This is a genomic window from Giesbergeria anulus, from assembly GCF_900111115.1.
In the GTDB taxonomy this organism is placed as follows: domain Bacteria; phylum Pseudomonadota; class Gammaproteobacteria; order Burkholderiales; family Burkholderiaceae_C; genus Simplicispira; species Simplicispira anulus.
This window is the reverse complement of record NZ_FOGD01000002.1, coordinates 81,465-96,368: the sequence shown is the minus strand read 5'-3', so window position 1 is coordinate 96,368 and position 14,904 is coordinate 81,465. Positions and strand designations below refer to the sequence as shown.

Below are 14,904 nucleotides of genomic sequence, written 5' to 3'. Positions count from 1 at the left end.
AAAAGCGAACAGGCATCATGTGACAATCGCCCTATGAATCCGGAACAGTACGTCCAGCAAAAAGCCGCCGCTTCGGGCAGCAGTTTCTATTACGCCTTTTTGTTCCTGCCTCCACCCCGGCGGGCAGCTATTACGGCGTTTTATGCCTTTTGCCGAGAGGTTGATGATGTGGTCGATGAAACCTCCGACCCTAGCGTTGCGCGCAACAAGCTGGTGTGGTGGCAGGGCGAAGTGCAACGGGCCTTTCAGGGCCAACCTAGCCATCCGGTGATGCAGGCCCTGATGCCCCACACCACCAGCTACCACATGGAGCCGCGCCACCTGCAAGCCGTGATTGAGGGCTGCCTGATGGACTTAGACCAAACCCGTTATTTGGACTACGCTGGCCTGCAACGCTATTGCCATTTGGTAGCGGGCATCGTAGGTGAGGTGGCGGCGCAAATTTTTGGCCAAACTGACCCCGCCACCACACAATATGCCCACCGCTTGGGCCAAGCGCTGCAACTGACCAACATCTTGCGCGATGTGGGCGAGGATGCGCTGCGCGGGCGCATCTATCTGCCCGTTAATGATTTACAGCAGTTTGATGTCAAGGCGCACGAGATCATCAAGCGCGAATACTCCGAGCGCTTTGTGGCGCTGATGCGGTTTGAGGCCCAGCGGGCGCACCAGCTCTACGACGAAGCCTTGGCCTTGCTGCCAGCGGCAGACCGGCGCGCCCAAAAGCCTGGCCTGATGATGGCCAGCATCTACCGCACCTTGCTGCGTGAGATTGAAGACGAGGAATTCCAAGTGCTGCACCAGCGCATCAGCCTGACGCCACTGCGCAAATTTTGGTTGGCTTGGAAAGTTCAAGCCTTGGGGCGTTTGTGAAAAAAGTAGCCGTCATTGGGGCGGGTTGGGCGGGTATGGCAGCGGCCATGGCCGTGGTGCAAGGCGGGCACCGTGCCACGGTGTTAGAGGCTGCGCGCGTGATTGGCGGGCGGGCGCGGGCCATTTTGGGCCACAGTGCCAGCCATGAGGCGCCGCTGGTGCTCGACAACGGTCAGCATATCTTGATTGGTGCCTATACTGAATCGCTGCGTTTGATGCGCCAAGTGGGTGTGGATGTAGATGCCGCGCTGTTGCGCTTGCCGCTGGTGCTGCGTTTTGCCGATGGCACCGGGCTGCAATGGCCTAGGCTATCGCCGCCTTGGGATGCACTGGTGGCTATTGCTACTGCCAGAGGCTGGAAGCGCCAAGAGCGGCTGGCGCTGTTGCGCACGGCGCTCAAGTGGCGGCTCAAGCGTTTTCGCTGTGATGCCCAAGTGACGGTGGCCGAGTTGTGTAGCGCCCTGCCCCAGCGCCTGCTCGATGAGTTTATTGACCCGCTGTGCGTGGCAGCACTCAACACGCCCGCCCTACAGGCCAGTGGCCAAGTTTTTTTGCGGGTGCTGCACGATAGCTTGTTCAGTGGGCCGGGGGGCTCCAATTTGCTGCTGCCGCGTGTCAATTTGGGTGAGGTTTTTCCAGAAGCCGCTGCGCGCTGGCTGCGGGGCCAAGGCTCGATTGTCCGCACCGGGGTGCGCGCGCGCACACTCAATGCCATGCCCCAAAGTGGGCGCTGGCTGATCAACGGCACCCCCTTTGATGCTGTAGTGCTGGCCTGCTCGAGCAATGAAGCGGCACGGCTGGTGTCGCATTGCGTGCAAACGGCCCCGCCTGCCATGGTGATCCGCTTGTGCGATTGGACGGCCACCGCACAAGCCTTGCAGTTTCAGGCCATAGCCACTGTGTATGCCCAAGTGCCGATGCAAGAGCGTGGGCCGGGGCCGGTATTGTCAAGCCCGATGCTGGCCTTGCGTAGCCATCTGCATGGGCCTGCCCAATTTGTTTTTGATCGGGGCCAGCTTGGTGGCCCACCGGGGCTGTTGGCCTTTGTAGCCAGCGCTAGCCAAGGAGACCGCGCTAGCCTAGAGCAGCAGGTGCTAGAACAGGCGCAGCGCGAACTGGGCCTCGAGGGATTGGTGCCGGTACAAACCGTGATTGAAAAGCGTGCCACCTTTGCCTGCACCCCAGGGCTGCAACGCCCAGCGCGCCAGATTGCCAATGGCCTGTGGGCCTGTGGCGACTACATTGCTGGGCCTTACCCCGCCACGTTGGAGGGGGCGGTGCGCAGTGGCACCGCTGCGGGTTTGGGCGTGCTTGACCAGCTGGCGCTATAACTTGAGCACCGACTGCAACACCATTTTGGCCACAAAACCCAAAATACCTAGGCCCAAGCCGATGAACATGATCATCGTGCCAAACTTGCCCGCCTTGGACTCCCAAGCCAGTTGCCCAATGATAAAAAGCATCAGTACGATAAAGGCACCGACGCCATAGGTGAGGAAAAATTCGGCAATTTGCTCTTCAGTCAAGCCGAAAATCATGGCTGCCACCACCGCAGCGTTAACAGGGGAAACAACAACATCGGAAAAGTACCTCCAAAAAGTAAGAACCGTATTGTCCTGCGCCTGTGGCTGCTGGCTCCGGCGTCACCCACCATCACGAGAGGGCGGCATGCTCGCAGCAGACCCGATTACGGCCATTTGCTTTGGCACCATAGAGGTACCGACCACCCCTACTGACACGGTAAAGTGGAGCGGGCCACCCTGCTCCCAAGGCACCTCGGTGCGTGCAATCCGTCGTGCAAACGTTCTGCGGCATCCACGGTCTGCTGACTGTCTGTTTTGGGCAAAATAACAGCAAATTCCTCGCCACCAATGCGCTTTGCCACGTCAATATCTTTACGCAAATTTTGTTGGAACAATTGTCCCAGCTTCTGAGTAACCAGATCGCCAGCATGGTGACCATAGGTGCTATTGATATTTTTGAAGTGGTCAATATATATTATCAATGCCGATAATTTTCTACCGTAGAAAGCGGTGTGTGCTAACTCTTGCTCGGTCAGTGCTGTGAAATGGTGCCGATTGCCAAGCCTGTGAGCATATGGGTTTACGTCAAGCGTTTTAGATCGTTTTTGCGAATTTTCTCAGTATTATCGCGTGCAACCTCAGAGGTGCCGACTACATTTCCTTGACCATCAAAGATCAGAAAAATCGTGGCGCTGATGCTAAGCATCATACTATCTTCGCACAGTCGGCCCCTCAGGAATTTGACGATACCGCTTCTTAATTCTGAAGAATTTATTTTTCATGCTGGTAATCTTCTAGAAGTAACATGGTGCTGATTTTTGAAATTATTGTGCCATCGGTTTAATTTGAAATAGATTCATCCTCTGGGGGCAGCTAATGATTACACCGCCTAGCATTTTTCTAATAATTGTATCATTTGAAAAATGAACGATGGCCTCACAGTGCCTGAGTTGAAGACTTGATCGTTTTTTAAGATCACTGGACATACTTGGCGGGCCGATAATGTCGTCGCGAGCATTGTGTGTGAGTACAGAATATTTATCAATTCAATAGCGTGAACTTTTTAATCCAATGATTTAAAAATACAGTGATCCATAAAATTATTAGCTGATTTTGGTGCTGAAGAAATTGAGAGCATCTTGGTATGATGGCGGCAGTGCTTGTGTCACTTTTATGGCGATTGCCTGCCATTCATGTTTTAGAAAGAGCATATTTTTTTCCAGTATGTTTAATTTTCGCAATAGTGTTTCGTTGATTGCCATATTTTTGAGTAATTATGGCTATTTTTATTCTGTTTTAATAATGGAGATGAGGGGGTTCGTTGCTCTGGCCTAAGTCTTTTGCTAATTCGTTGTATTGATCGAATAAAAATATTTAAGATACTGAAAAATATGAAATTCAGCTTGAAAAATACTGGCAAGGTATGGGGTTTTTCTTTGCCACAGATCATGCTCTGGATTTTGGTGGTGGCTGCATGCAATGGATGTTATATGCGCCACAAGAAAACTATGCTAAGAGAAGAAATAATGTAGAAAGGCCACCAGAGCTTTTGTGGGTCAGCCACTGTATTGTGCGCACAGGAATAAAGGAATCTTTGATTGGAAGGATAATTTACAAAATCTAGCTAGTCGATGGAGTTGTTTTAATAGGGGTTCGTGCATTGATACTGGGTTCTTTGATTTTATCAAGTATGCTTGATTGATCTCTGGGTGTTGCAATAATTCATTATTTTGGCATATTGATGGTGAAAGATTAGGATTTTCAAGAGCGAATTTGGTTGTCTGGCAAAGCAGAATTATTCGGATAATTAAGAAAATTTTAGTCGGTATGCTAATCATATGGCTAGATTTGTTTTTGATGGCGGTCTGTTGGCGATAACAGGTCTTTGGTTAAAATTTTTAACATGGGGTTTCTATGATTTCCCCATTGGATTTTTCAATAGAGTGCCTGAGGTCAGTAGATTGATGTCCTTGTTTTTTAGGAAAATTATAATAATGTGGAATTTCCATGCCGTTAGCAGAATAAAGAATTAAAGACTATTTGTATGGGGTTTGCAATGCTGGTTTGTAGATAAATTCTTGATGTTCTGGATTGTTGGGTGCTGATGGCACCAATTTTATTGGCTCCGGCAGCCGGAATTCCTATTTGTAAAAATTTTCCTCAATCTCGTATGCTATATAACATGATGCCGAAAATTCGGCGTAGATATTATTTTCTGTGTTATTTTTACTTTCTTGGTTTTGGTGTGGATATAATAAAGCTGGTTACGATTGTAAAAACTACCGGCAGTATTAATTTTTCTAGATTTTTATTTTTATCGAATTGAATGATTGCCAATTATTTAAATGGCATATATTCCACAATAAACCATTCTTCTAAAGAAGTTTCTGATAATGTACTGGCAGGGCTACGATCTTCTCTTGGTGGGCACTGCCACTAGTGTAGGCAGGGGGGCGTAGCCAGAGCCAGCAAGCCGTCACAATGCACGTGCTTGAGCCATAAACCCCAATTGTTGCTGCATTTGCCCGGCACGGGGGGCGGAAACGGGTATTCTGGACAGGTGGCCGCAGGCCCATCTTTTTTTGACCCTTCCCCTACAGGAGAACCACATGCCCCAAGCACTGACCGCCGTGCAACGCGATGAACTCAAAGCTTTGCTGCTGGCCCACCGCAGCGAATTGCTGCTGCAAATTGCGCAAAAACGTGAGAACCTGACCCCGCCTTCTGCCGATGAAGGTGGCGTGGTGCAGCGCAATGTGGCTCGCGAAGTAGAGCAAGCCTTGACCGACATTGAAGCTGCCGACATCCAGCGCATTGACCATGCCCTCAAGACCCTTGAAGACAGCAGTTATGGCCTGTGTGGTGAATGTGGTTGCCATATCCCGTTTGAGCGTCTGAAAATCGAGCCGCAAACGCAGCACTGTGTGGCTTGCAAGTCGCGTTGGGAACAACAGCACCACAAGGCGCACTAAAGGCACTGATGGCCCCTACCATGCTGCACTCCACGCTTTTTTCTTCTGCCCTGTGTGTCGTGGCCTGCTTGGTGCTGGGTGCAGCTCCCACCAAGGGGGCGGCACAGAGCGCACCGGCAGGGGTGGCTGTGACCATCACCCCCATACCCGCCTCCCCCAGTGCTACGCCTGCCCTGCCGCCAGTACCACCGCATTTGGTGGTTTCTGCCGATGGCAACTATGTGCTCGATCTGCGCAGCAGGTTGATTTGGCCGCGCTGTGTGGAGGGGATGCGCTGGACGGGCAGCACTTGCATTGGCTTTCGCATGTTGTTTGAGTATGCCGATGCCGTAGAGTTGGCGGCGGCGCGCAGCCCAGCGCCGGGAGTGCGCTGGCGGTTGCCGCGTGTGTCTGAGTTGCGCCATCTGGTGGACAAATACAGCAAGCCACCGGGGCTGCATCCGGGTTTGTTTCCGCAAGCGCCCACCGATCTGCACTGGACGTCTACGCCCTCTATCCAGCACAGCCCTGGCAATCAGTACGACTATGCCAACATTTCCCAAGGTCGCACCGGCGAAGGCGGCAGTACCCTGTCGCCTTTGTTGGGCTGGGCGTTCAACCCGCAAACGGGCGAGGCTACCGGCGATCTGCCCAAAACCACGCCCTTGGCCGTGCGCCTCGTACGCTCTTTTGATTGATGCCGATGCCTTTTTATCCTGAACCAGCCTACACCCACGGACAAGCCCCCCGCACTGGCGTTTTGCTGTGCAATTTGGGCACCCCCGATGCACCCACGCCATCAGCATTGCGCCGTTATTTGGGGCAGTTTTTGTCTGACCAGCGCGTGGTAGAAATCCCTAAGCCGCTGTGGTGGCTGATTTTGCACGGCATTATTTTGCGCACCCGGCCACGCAAATCAGCGGCCAAATATGCCAGCGTTTGGACGCCCGAAGGCTCGCCGCTGGCCGTTTGGACAGCCAAGCAGGCCGCCCTGTTGCACGATGCCCTAGAAGACGCCGGGCACCATGTGTTGGTGCGCCATGCCATGCGCTATGGCAACCCGTCGATTGCCAGCCAGCTCGATGCCCTGAAGGCAGAAGGGGCTACGCGCATCCTGATTTTGCCGCTGTACCCACAGTATTCTGGCCCCACTACGGCTAGCGTGTGTGATGCGGTTTATGCGTGGGCGGCGCGCACGCGCCACATCCCAGAGCTGCGCTTTGTTAATCACTACCACGATGATGCTGGTTATATCGATGCCTTGGCCGCCAGTCTGAAAAACCACTGGAAGCGCCATGGCCCGCCAGATAAGCTGGTGATGAGCTTTCATGGCGTGCCTGAGCGCACCCTGCATCTGGGCGACCCATACCACTGCGAAAGCCACAAGACCGCGCGCCTGCTGGCCCAGCGCATGGGCTTGCAGAAGGACGATTACCAAGTCACCTTCCAATCGCGCTTTGGCAAGGCCAAATGGCTGCAACCCTACACCGAGCCTACTTTGGTGCAATTGGCCCAGTCGGGTGTGGAGCGGGTGGATGTGATTTGCCCTGGCTTTAGCAGCGACTGCCTAGAGACGCTTGAAGAAATCAACCAAGAAGCACGCGAAGCCTTTTTGCACGCTGGTGGCAAAGAATTTCACTACATCCCTTGTTTGAATGACAGCCCCGGCTGGATTGCCGCGCTGCAAGGCATTGCCCAACAGCACCTGTTGGGCTGGCCCACGCAAGCGCCTGATCGCATGGTACAGGCTAGCGCCAAAGCCCATGCGCTGGCCGGTGGCGCGCCAGAAGGTGCCTGACACACCTCCGATTAACCCATCTTGAGAAACCCACATCGCTCCATGCCTGCTGCCACCCTTGCCCCCAACCAACTGCGCCTGACCATCGATCCTGCCACCTTGGGTTTTGCCAGCACCGCAGAACTGCAAGGGTTGCCCGTGCCGTGGATAGGCCAAGAGCGCGCACAGGCAGCGGCGCAGTTTGGCTTAGGACTGCTGCAACCCGACTACCACCTGTTTGTGCTGGGCGAAGTGGGCAGCGGGCGCACCTCACTGCTGCGCCAAGCTATGCAGGCGGCGGCCAAGGAGCGCCCGGTGCCGCCCGATGTCTGCTATTTGCACGACTTTGACACCCCTGAGCACCCCCATGCACTGCGCCTGCCCGCAGGCCAAGGCCGCCTTTTGCGCCAAGGCATGGAGCAATGCACCCGCACCTTGCAAACCGAACTGCCCAAGCGGCTAGAAGGGGCGGACTTTCGCGCCGAGGCCGAACGCATCGAAAAAAACTACCAAACGCAAGAAAATGCCGCCTTTGCTGCGCTCGATGCCTTGGCCGAAACGCTGCACTTTCGCCTCAGCCGCGATAACGGCCACATGGTTTTTACCCTGCTGGGGGCCAAAGGCCACCCACTGACCGAAAACGAAGCCCATGCTCTGCCGCGTGAGCGCCGCGCTGAATTGGATACCGCCGAGCAACGCCTGCGCGGAGAAATCACCCATTTTCTCGATGTTACGCGCCCGTTGGAGCGCGCCCGCGACGAGGCCCTAGAGCAACTGCGCCGCCAAACGGCCCAGCCTTTGGTAGAGCAAGCCTTGCAAACCGTGCGCGCTAGCCTGCAAGCCCCCCCAGAGACGCCAGAGGCCCCAGAGGCCCCAGAGGCTGACCCTACCCGCCTGACGCAATGGCTAGCGCAAGTGCAAAAAGAGGTGCTTGAGCAGCTAGAGTTGTTTGTCAGCAGCGAGCCTAGCAGTGAGGCCGCCGAAGAAGAGCGCAAAGACGATCTGGAAGACCTGCTGGCGCATTGCCATGTCAATCTGGTGGTAGACAATGCCGGGTTAGATAGCGCCCCGGTGCTGAGCGAAGACAACCCGCAGGTGCGTACCCTGTTTGGCAGCATTGAATACCAAGCCCAAGACGACATGCTGCTGGCTGATTTTTCTTGCATCCATGCCGGTAGCTTGCTGCGCGCACATGGCGGCTTTTTGATGTTGCATCTGCGCGATCTGCTCGAAGACGAGGGCTTGTGGGAGCGCTTGCGCCGCTTTTTGCGCTGCAACCGGCTGCAAATTGAGGAGCCGGGTGCCCCGCATGGCCCCCTAGCTACGGTGGCGCTGCAACCAGAGTCCGTGCCGGTGGACGTGAAAATTGTGCTGATTGGCTCGGTGGACGAGTATTACGCCCTGCAAGAAGGCGACCCCGAAGTGGCGCGGCGCTTTCGTGTCAAGGTCGATTTTGTCGAATCCTTCCGTGCCACGGCGCACACCCGGCACAACACTGCCGTTTTTATCGCCCAAACGGTGCGCAAGCGCAACCTGCCGCATCTCTCTGCCGCTGCCGTAGCCCGCTTGCTAGAGCAAAGCCACCGCGATGCCGACGACCAAACGCGACAAAGTGCCCTGTTTGCCCAAACCGAGGCGCTGGTGATTGAGAGTGCCGCGCAGTGCAGCAGCCGCAGCGGCACTTTGGTCGAGTCTTGCGATATTGACGCTGCCCTGCAAGCGCGCATGTTGCGCCACAATTACCCCGAAGAGCGCCTGCACGAGTCCATCACCGACGGCGAGCGGCTCCTGAGCCTGCACGGCAGCCATATCGGTCAGATCAACGCCTTAACGCAAATTGACTTGGGCGACTACCGCTTTGGTTTTCCGGTACGCATCACAGCGCGGGCCTTTGCCGGGCACGAGGGCTTGCTCAACATTGAGCGCGAAGTAGAAATGTCTGGCCCCATCCATGACAAGGGGGTGCTGATTTTGCACAGCTACCTGATGGCGCTGTTTGGTCACATTGCCCCGCTGGCGCTGAATGCCTCGATTGTGTTTGAGCAAGAATACAGCGGTGTGGAGGGCGATTCGGCCTCGTGCGCCGAGCTGTATGCACTGCTGTCGGCGCTGTCGGGCTTGCCGCTGGCACAAGGCATTGCCGTCACTGGGGCTTTGAACCAGCACGGCGAGGTGCTGCCCGTGGGCGGTATCAATGAAAAAATCGAGGGCTGGTTTCGCACCTGCGCAGCGGCGGGCTTGGATGGCCGCCAAGGGGTGCTGATTCCGGCGCGCAACCGCCACCACCTGATGTTAGAGCCGCACATCGTGCAAGCGGTAGCGCAAGGGAATTTTCATATCTATACCGCCAGCCATGTGGGCGATGGCATAGCCTTGCTCACGGGTTGCGCCCCCGGTGTCGATGCCAGCGGCATGACGGCAGAAGCGGGCAGCGTGATTGCCCGCGCCGAACAGACGCTGCGCCGCTTTCGCCGGGCTTGTCAGGCCGCAGCGCGCACGCGGCTGCCGCGCCGCTCGTCGTAACCCTGCCGCCTACGGCCTAGCGCACCTTTGCCGAAGGAGAGAACGATGACCCCTGCTGCCCCTTCGCCCACAATGATGCTCATCGCCTTGCTGGGTGGCATTGGCTTGTTCTTGCTGGGCATGACCATGCTCACCGATGGCCTGAAACTGGCCGCAGGCCGGGCTTTGGAGCGCATTTTGGCCGCTTGGACGCGCACCCGCCTGCACGGGCTCATCACAGGTATTTTGCTCACGGCACTGGTGCAATCGTCCACGGCCATGACGGTGGCAGCGATTGGCTTTGTCAATGCCGGGCTGCTCACGTTTTCTTCGGCATTGTGGGTGGTGTTTGGCTCCAACCTAGGCTCCTCGGTCACGGGCTGGCTGGTGGCTTGGATTGGCTTCAAAATGAAAATTGATGCCTTTGCCCTGCCCTTTATTGGCATTGGCATGGCACTCAAGCTCACTGGGGCAGGCACGCGCCGGGCTGGGCTGGGCATGGCGCTGGCCGGGTTTGGTGTGCTGTTTTTGGGTATTGATATGCTCAAAAACGGCTTTGCCGGGCTGGGGCCAGAATCTTTGCCGCAGTTGGGCAATGACTGGCATGGCGTGGGCTTGGCTATGCTGATCGGGCTGGCGCTGACCATTGTGTTGCAAGCCTCATCGGCCACCCTGACGCTGGTGCTTACCGCTGTGGCTGGGGGCATGATGACGGTCGAGGTGGGCGCAGGCATGGTGATTGGTGCCAATGTGGGTACCACACTGACCGGCATTCTGGCGGCCATTGGTGCCACTGCCAATGCTCGGCGGCTGGCAGCCGCGCATGTCTTGTTCAATGTGGTCACGGCGGTGGTGGCGATGGCACTGCTCTCGCCCTTGCTGGAGCTGATCCACACCATGATTTTGTGGGCCGCCGACAGTGGCGATGTGGTCACGCAGCTGGTGGTGTTTCATACGGTGTTCAATTTTCTGGGCGTGCTGCTGATGTGGCCGCTGTCGCATTGGCTGGTTCAATTTTTGCTGGCGCGCTTTGATAGCGGCCATGAAGACTTGGCCCGCCCGCGTTATCTTGATCGCAACGTGACGGCGGTGCCGGTGCTGGCTTTGCAAGCCCTGCGGCGCGAACTGGCGCGCATGGGCCATCTGTCAGTGCAATTAGCCGGCCATGCCACCCGCCTGAATCCGTTGGCTTTGCCTTGGGCAGCGGCACCGGCCCATGCCGAGCAGCAACTGGCCCGCGAATTAGAAACCGTGGAGCACCTGCAACGCGCCATTGGTGATTTTGTCGGGGAACTGAGCCGCCAGCCCATGCCCCAAGATGTATCGAGCCAACTGCCCGAACTGCTGCGCATTGCCACCCACTTTGATACCTTGGCGCGGGTCATGCACCATGTAGGCCTGCAAGGCTGGCATATGCCCCGGCCTGAGCCAGCCCTTGCCAGCGCAGCCCCCTCGCTGCTGATTTTGCCCAATGTACTGCAACAGATATTGACCCCAACCAGCACGTCAGGCACCGCCCCTGTGCCCACCGAGCCAACCAAAACCCCCAGCACAGATCTCGTCGTGTGTGTGGTGCCGGTGTTTCAGGCCGCACAGGAGTTTTTTACCACCGCTGACCCTGAGGGCGAGCAACAAGGCCCCGGCTGCACTTGGCTCCTGACAGAGGCCCACGATAATTTTGAAGACAGCTACCAAGCGGCCAAAGCTGCCTTGCTGCACGCCGGTGCCGGTGGTGCCGTGGATGTGGGTGCGGTGTATGACTGGCTGGCTCGCCTGAGCGACTTGCGCCGCGCTGTAGAGCAAGGCTATAAAGCGGCGCAGCGGCTGGCGCGCTTGTCTGATCTTGCCCCCCTGCCACAAGACAGTGAGCCAGCGCCGCTCACGCCAGCAGCATAAAACGGTTTCTATCTCTACCTGCCCTTGCCATGAACCCTCCCGAAACTTTGCGCATTGACAAATGGTTGTGGTGCGCCCGCTTTTTCAAAACCCGCAGCCTCGCGGCTGACGAAATCGCCAAAGGCCGCGTGAGCGTGAATGGCCAAGCGGTGAAAGCAGCCCGTGAAGTGCGCCCCGGCGACACCGTGGCCTTGCGCCAAGGCTTGGTGCCGCGCACTGTGCTGGTACGCGCTATCAGCCACACCCGTGGCCCGGCTCCCGTAGCGCAGCAACTGTACGAAGAAACCCCCGACAGTATCTTGGCCCGTGAGAAAGCTGCCGAGCAGCGCCGCCTAGCCCCAGAGCCTGCTGCCAGCCTGCACGAAGGCCGCCCGACCAAACGCAACCGCCGCGACCTAGAACGCGTGCGCGACTGGGGCGACCGCTGGAGCGCCTCGGTAGAAAAATGAGCCCCCTGCTATGAGCTATTTGCCGTTTTCCGCCCCTTGGGCCCGTGGGCCGCGCAGCGCCTGTGCAGTTGGTTTGTGCACTGTGGCCCTGCTGGCCGGTTGTGCCACCAGTCGTACCAAGGTGCTGGGGCCACAAGAGAGCTTTTCTTCGGTGGCTACTTATTCGCGGCTGTTTGATGCCACCCCCGCGCAAACCTGCGAGGCCGCCCGGCGTGCCCTGCTCAGCCAAGGCTATCTGATTGAAACCAGCCAACCTGAGCTGATTGAGGGCAAGAAAAACTTTCAGCCCAACGGCGATACGCACTTGCAAATGCTGATTCGCATCGTTTGTGTGTCCGAAGGCCACACCGGCAACGTCAGTTTGGGCTTTGTCACCGCTGTGCAAGACAGCTACACCCTGAAAAAAATCAACAACTCGGCTAGCTTGGGTGTAGGGGGGCTGGGGTCAGTGTCGTTGCCATTTAGCTCCGGGGGCGAGTCTTTGGCTAAGGTGGGTAGCCAGACTATCTCCTCAGACAGCTTTTACGATAGCTTCTTTGATCTGGTCAAGCGCTACTTGCTCGATGGCACGCAGCCAGATTCTTAAACCACGACCGTGCTATACCACCAACGGCTCAGGCTCTAGCCGGATACCAAAGCGCTCATAGACGCTGGTTTGGATGGCTTTGGCCAGCGTCATCACCTCGCCGCCAGTGACGCTGTTCTCGCCTCGGCCTCGATTCACCAGCACCAGCGCTTGCTTGTCATACACGGCGGCTTGGCCCACGGTTTTGCCCTTCCAGCCGCAGGCGTCAATCATCCAACCGGCGGCCAGCTTGATCGTGCCATCGGGCATGGGGTAATGCACGATTTTCGGCTCGCGCGCGATGATGTCGGCGCACTGCTCGGGCGTGACCGTGGGGTTTTTGAAAAAACTGCCTGCATTGCCAATCACTGCCGGATCGGGTAGCTTGGCACGGCGAATTTCACACACCCAGTCAAAAATTTGCTGTGCGCTGGGCTGCGTTGTACCCTCTTGAGCGCAGCGGCGTTCTAGCTCCAAATAGCCCAGCGCTGGCTTCCACGGCTTGGGCAGGCGCAGGCGCACCTGTGTGATGATGGCGCGCCCAGCCAGCCCCATGCCACGCGGTAGACCCTCGGCAGTGCTGGCGGCTGGCAGGTGCTTGAACACCGAATCGCGGTAGCCAAAGGCGCATTGCGCAGCATCCAGCGTAAAAGCTTGGCCCGTCGCCATGTCGATGGCATCTAAAGACTCAAAACGGTCTTGCAACTCGATACCATAGGCACCGATGTTTTGCACTGGCGCTGCGCCCACGGTGCCCGGAATCAGCGCCATGTTTTCTAGCCCCGGCCAGCCCTGCGCTAGCGTCCAGGCCACGGTGTCGTGCCAAGACTCACCAGCGGCGGCCTCGATAATCCAAGCGCGCTCGGTCTCTTGCACCAAGCGGCGGCCCCGCAGTTCCATTTTTAGCACCACCGGCTCCACATCGCCAGTAAACACGATATTGCTGCCACCGCCCAGCACCAGCCAAGGTTGGCGGCCCAGCACCGGATCGGCGCGCAGGGCATGCAAATCGTCCACGCTGCGCACGCGCACCAAGGTCTGGGCGCGGGCCAAGATGCCAAAGGTGTTGCAAGGTTGTAAGGAAACGTTTTTCTCGACTAACATTGCCCAGATTGTCGCACCGGGCTGCTAGGCGGGCTTGTGTATTGTGTGCGACACGCTTTTTTGGAAAGATTTTTTACTATGCCATCGTTTGATACCGTTTGCGAAGCCGATTTTGTAGAAGTCAAAAATGCCGTGGACAACGCGGCCAAAGAAATTGGCACCCGCTTTGACTTTAAGGGCACCTCTGCGGGCATTGAGCTAAAAGACAAAGAGATCACCCTGTTTGGCGATGCTGAGTTCCAGCTCCAACAGGTAGAAGACCTGCTGCGCAACAAGCTGACCAAGCGCAATGTGGATGTGCGCTTTTTGGACATTGGCAAGCCGCAAAAAATGGGCGGTGACAAGCTCAAGCAAGTCATCAAGGTGCGCAACGGCATTGAGGGCGAACTGGCCAAAAAGCTGCAAAAGCTCATCAAAGAGAGCAAGCTCAAGCTGCAAGCGGCCATCCAAGACGAAAAAGTGCGCGTTACCGGCACCAAACGCGACGACTTGCAGGCTGCAATGGCACTGATCCGCAAAGACATTGCCGATATGCCGCTGTCGTTTAACAACTTCCGCGACTAAGCGCCCCAGCTTGCGGATCGGCCCCATGTTGCAGCCTTACTCCCACGGGATACATCACCTGTTGGCAGCGGCCTTTCTGGCGCTGACCCCCACATTAGCGCCAGCACAAAGCGTGGCCTTGAGTGGCGTGCTCGGTGGCAAGGCCCTGTTGGTGGTGGCGGGCGCTGCGCCCCGCGCCGTGGCTGCCGGTGAAACGCACCAAGGCGTGCGTGTGCTCTCGGTGGGCAAAGAAGAGGCCGTGGTGGAGGTGGCTGGCACGCGCAGCACCTTGCAACTGGGCCAAGCGCCCGTGAGTGTGGGTGGCACTGGCGGTGGCAGCCAACGTGTGGTGTTGGTGGCCGATGCCCGAGGGCATTTTGTGCAGCAAGGGCAGATCAATGGCCAGTTGATGGAGTTTATGGTCGATACCGGTGCCTCTACCATCGCCTTGGGCCAAGCCCAAGCCCAGCGCTTAGGGCTGGACTACCGCAGCGGCCCGCCGGTACGCATAAACACTGCCAATGGCATTGCCCAAGGCTGGCGTTTGCGCCTCGATAGCGTGCGCTTGGGGGATGTGCAGGTTTTTGGTGTCGATGCGATAGTGACGTCGCAACCCATGCCCTATGTGCTACTGGGCAACAATTTTCTGAACTATTTTCAGATGACCCGCAGCCCCGACCAGATGGTGCTAGAAAAGCGCCGCTGACCTCCCGTTTTGCTC

The 14,904-nt window shown here is 57.1% G+C and carries 15 protein-coding genes; 11 read left to right on the top strand and 4 right to left on the bottom strand.

All coding sequences use genetic code 11. The features are described from left to right. The first annotated feature begins 33 nt into the window (after positions 1 to 33). Both hpnD and hpnE read left to right on the top strand, forming a co-directional pair. Positions 34 to 873 carry a presqualene diphosphate synthase HpnD gene (gene hpnD, locus BMX55_RS04355; RefSeq protein WP_091453472.1) on the top strand — a complete coding sequence of 280 codons (840 nt, stop codon included), beginning with the start codon at positions 34 to 36 and terminating at the stop codon, positions 871 to 873. Further along, a complete protein-coding gene (hpnE, locus tag BMX55_RS04350) occupies positions 870 to 2,204 on the top strand; it encodes a hydroxysqualene dehydroxylase HpnE (protein ID WP_281242816.1) in 1,335 nt (444 codons plus the stop codon). Before hpnD ends, hpnE begins: the two co-directional genes overlap by 4 nt. Here hpnE and BMX55_RS04345 read toward each other — a convergent pair. The 3 genes from BMX55_RS04345 to BMX55_RS16365 form a co-directional block, all read right to left on the bottom strand. Next, the gene (locus BMX55_RS04345; RefSeq protein WP_091454806.1) at positions 2,199 to 2,411 is read right to left on the bottom strand and encodes a DUF2788 domain-containing protein; all 213 of its coding nucleotides are present in this window, start codon (positions 2,409 to 2,411) and stop codon (positions 2,199 to 2,201) included. The two genes, hpnE and BMX55_RS04345, sit on opposite strands and share 6 nt — an antisense overlap. Before the next feature lie 191 nt (positions 2,412 to 2,602). Then, positions 2,603 to 2,932, bottom strand: coding sequence for a diguanylate cyclase (locus BMX55_RS16910; protein WP_091453468.1), 330 nt, complete (start codon positions 2,930 to 2,932; stop codon positions 2,603 to 2,605). 567 nt (positions 2,933 to 3,499) lie between these two features. Beyond that, on the bottom strand, positions 3,500 to 3,658 hold the full coding sequence (locus BMX55_RS16365) for a hypothetical protein (protein ID WP_177172820.1): 159 nt from the start codon (positions 3,656 to 3,658) through the stop codon (positions 3,500 to 3,502). Positions 3,659 to 5,005: 1,347 nt separating this feature from the next. Between BMX55_RS16365 and BMX55_RS04330 the strand changes: the two genes are divergently transcribed. The 7 genes from BMX55_RS04330 to BMX55_RS04300 are packed head-to-tail and all read left to right on the top strand — an operon-like array spanning position 5,006 to position 12,557. After that, positions 5,006 to 5,368, top strand: a complete 363-nt coding sequence (locus BMX55_RS04330) for a TraR/DksA family transcriptional regulator (protein WP_091453461.1) — start codon at positions 5,006 to 5,008, stop codon at positions 5,366 to 5,368. An 8-nt stretch (positions 5,369 to 5,376) separates the two neighbouring features. After that, positions 5,377 to 6,045, top strand: a complete 669-nt coding sequence (locus BMX55_RS04325; RefSeq protein ID WP_091453458.1) for an Lcl C-terminal domain-containing protein — start codon at positions 5,377 to 5,379, stop codon at positions 6,043 to 6,045. Beyond that, positions 6,045 to 7,145: a ferrochelatase gene (gene hemH, locus BMX55_RS04320; protein ID WP_091453454.1), complete on the top strand. Its 1,101-nt coding sequence runs from the start codon at positions 6,045 to 6,047 to the stop codon at positions 7,143 to 7,145. Before BMX55_RS04325 ends, hemH begins: the two co-directional genes overlap by 1 nt. Before the next feature lie 42 nt (positions 7,146 to 7,187). Then, on the top strand, positions 7,188 to 9,647 hold the full coding sequence (locus BMX55_RS04315; RefSeq protein WP_091453451.1) for a Lon protease family protein: 2,460 nt from the start codon (positions 7,188 to 7,190) through the stop codon (positions 9,645 to 9,647). Between the two features lie 45 nt (positions 9,648 to 9,692). Then, positions 9,693 to 11,522, top strand: coding sequence for a Na/Pi cotransporter family protein (locus BMX55_RS04310; RefSeq protein ID WP_245751277.1), 1,830 nt, complete (start codon positions 9,693 to 9,695; stop codon positions 11,520 to 11,522). Between the two features lie 29 nt (positions 11,523 to 11,551). Further along, positions 11,552 to 11,971 carry an RNA-binding S4 domain-containing protein gene (locus BMX55_RS04305; protein WP_091453448.1) on the top strand — a complete coding sequence of 140 codons (420 nt, stop codon included), beginning with the start codon at positions 11,552 to 11,554 and terminating at the stop codon, positions 11,969 to 11,971. 10 nt (positions 11,972 to 11,981) lie between these two features. Then, positions 11,982 to 12,557 (top strand): DUF2242 domain-containing protein, encoded by a 576-nt coding sequence (locus BMX55_RS04300; RefSeq protein ID WP_091453444.1) that lies wholly within the window; start codon positions 11,982 to 11,984, stop codon positions 12,555 to 12,557. 12 nt (positions 12,558 to 12,569) lie between these two features. Here BMX55_RS04300 and murB read toward each other — a convergent pair whose 3' ends face one another. Further along, a complete protein-coding gene (gene murB, locus BMX55_RS04295; protein WP_091453442.1) occupies positions 12,570 to 13,640 on the bottom strand; it encodes a UDP-N-acetylmuramate dehydrogenase in 1,071 nt (356 codons plus the stop codon). A 78-nt stretch (positions 13,641 to 13,718) separates the two neighbouring features. On the opposite strand from murB, the gene BMX55_RS04290 reads away from it, so the two are divergent. Both BMX55_RS04290 and BMX55_RS04285 read left to right on the top strand, forming a co-directional pair. After that, positions 13,719 to 14,204: a YajQ family cyclic di-GMP-binding protein gene (locus tag BMX55_RS04290; protein ID WP_091453438.1), complete on the top strand. Its 486-nt coding sequence runs from the start codon at positions 13,719 to 13,721 to the stop codon at positions 14,202 to 14,204. Positions 14,205 to 14,229: 25 nt separating this feature from the next. After that, positions 14,230 to 14,889, top strand: a complete 660-nt coding sequence (locus BMX55_RS04285) for a retropepsin-like aspartic protease family protein (protein WP_091453434.1) — start codon at positions 14,230 to 14,232, stop codon at positions 14,887 to 14,889. The last annotated feature ends 15 nt before the right edge of the window (positions 14,890 to 14,904 follow it).

Excerpts from the sequence above, each read along its gene's own strand:
- hpnD (WP_091453472.1), top strand. The coding sequence starts at position 34 with ATGAATCCGGAACAGTACGTCCAGCAAAAAGCCGCCGCTTCGGGCAGC.
- BMX55_RS04345 (WP_091454806.1), bottom strand. The coding sequence starts at position 2,411 with ATGATTTTCGGCTTGACTGAAGAGCAAATTGCCGAATTTTTCCTCACC.
- BMX55_RS16365 (WP_177172820.1), bottom strand. The coding sequence starts at position 3,658 with ATGGCAATCAACGAAACACTATTGCGAAAATTAAACATACTGGAAAAA.
- BMX55_RS04330 (WP_091453461.1), top strand. The coding sequence starts at position 5,006 with ATGCCCCAAGCACTGACCGCCGTGCAACGCGATGAACTCAAAGCTTTG.
- BMX55_RS04325 (WP_091453458.1), top strand. The coding sequence starts at position 5,377 with ATGGCCCCTACCATGCTGCACTCCACGCTTTTTTCTTCTGCCCTGTGT.
- hemH (WP_091453454.1), top strand. The coding sequence starts at position 6,045 with ATGCCGATGCCTTTTTATCCTGAACCAGCCTACACCCACGGACAAGCC.
- BMX55_RS04315 (WP_091453451.1), top strand. The coding sequence starts at position 7,188 with ATGCCTGCTGCCACCCTTGCCCCCAACCAACTGCGCCTGACCATCGAT.
- BMX55_RS04310 (WP_245751277.1), top strand. The coding sequence starts at position 9,693 with ATGACCCCTGCTGCCCCTTCGCCCACAATGATGCTCATCGCCTTGCTG.
- BMX55_RS04305 (WP_091453448.1), top strand. The coding sequence starts at position 11,552 with ATGAACCCTCCCGAAACTTTGCGCATTGACAAATGGTTGTGGTGCGCC.
- BMX55_RS04300 (WP_091453444.1), top strand. The coding sequence starts at position 11,982 with ATGAGCTATTTGCCGTTTTCCGCCCCTTGGGCCCGTGGGCCGCGCAGC.
- murB (WP_091453442.1), bottom strand. The coding sequence starts at position 13,640 with ATGTTAGTCGAGAAAAACGTTTCCTTACAACCTTGCAACACCTTTGGC.
- BMX55_RS04290 (WP_091453438.1), top strand. The coding sequence starts at position 13,719 with ATGCCATCGTTTGATACCGTTTGCGAAGCCGATTTTGTAGAAGTCAAA.
- BMX55_RS04285 (WP_091453434.1), top strand. The coding sequence starts at position 14,230 with ATGTTGCAGCCTTACTCCCACGGGATACATCACCTGTTGGCAGCGGCC.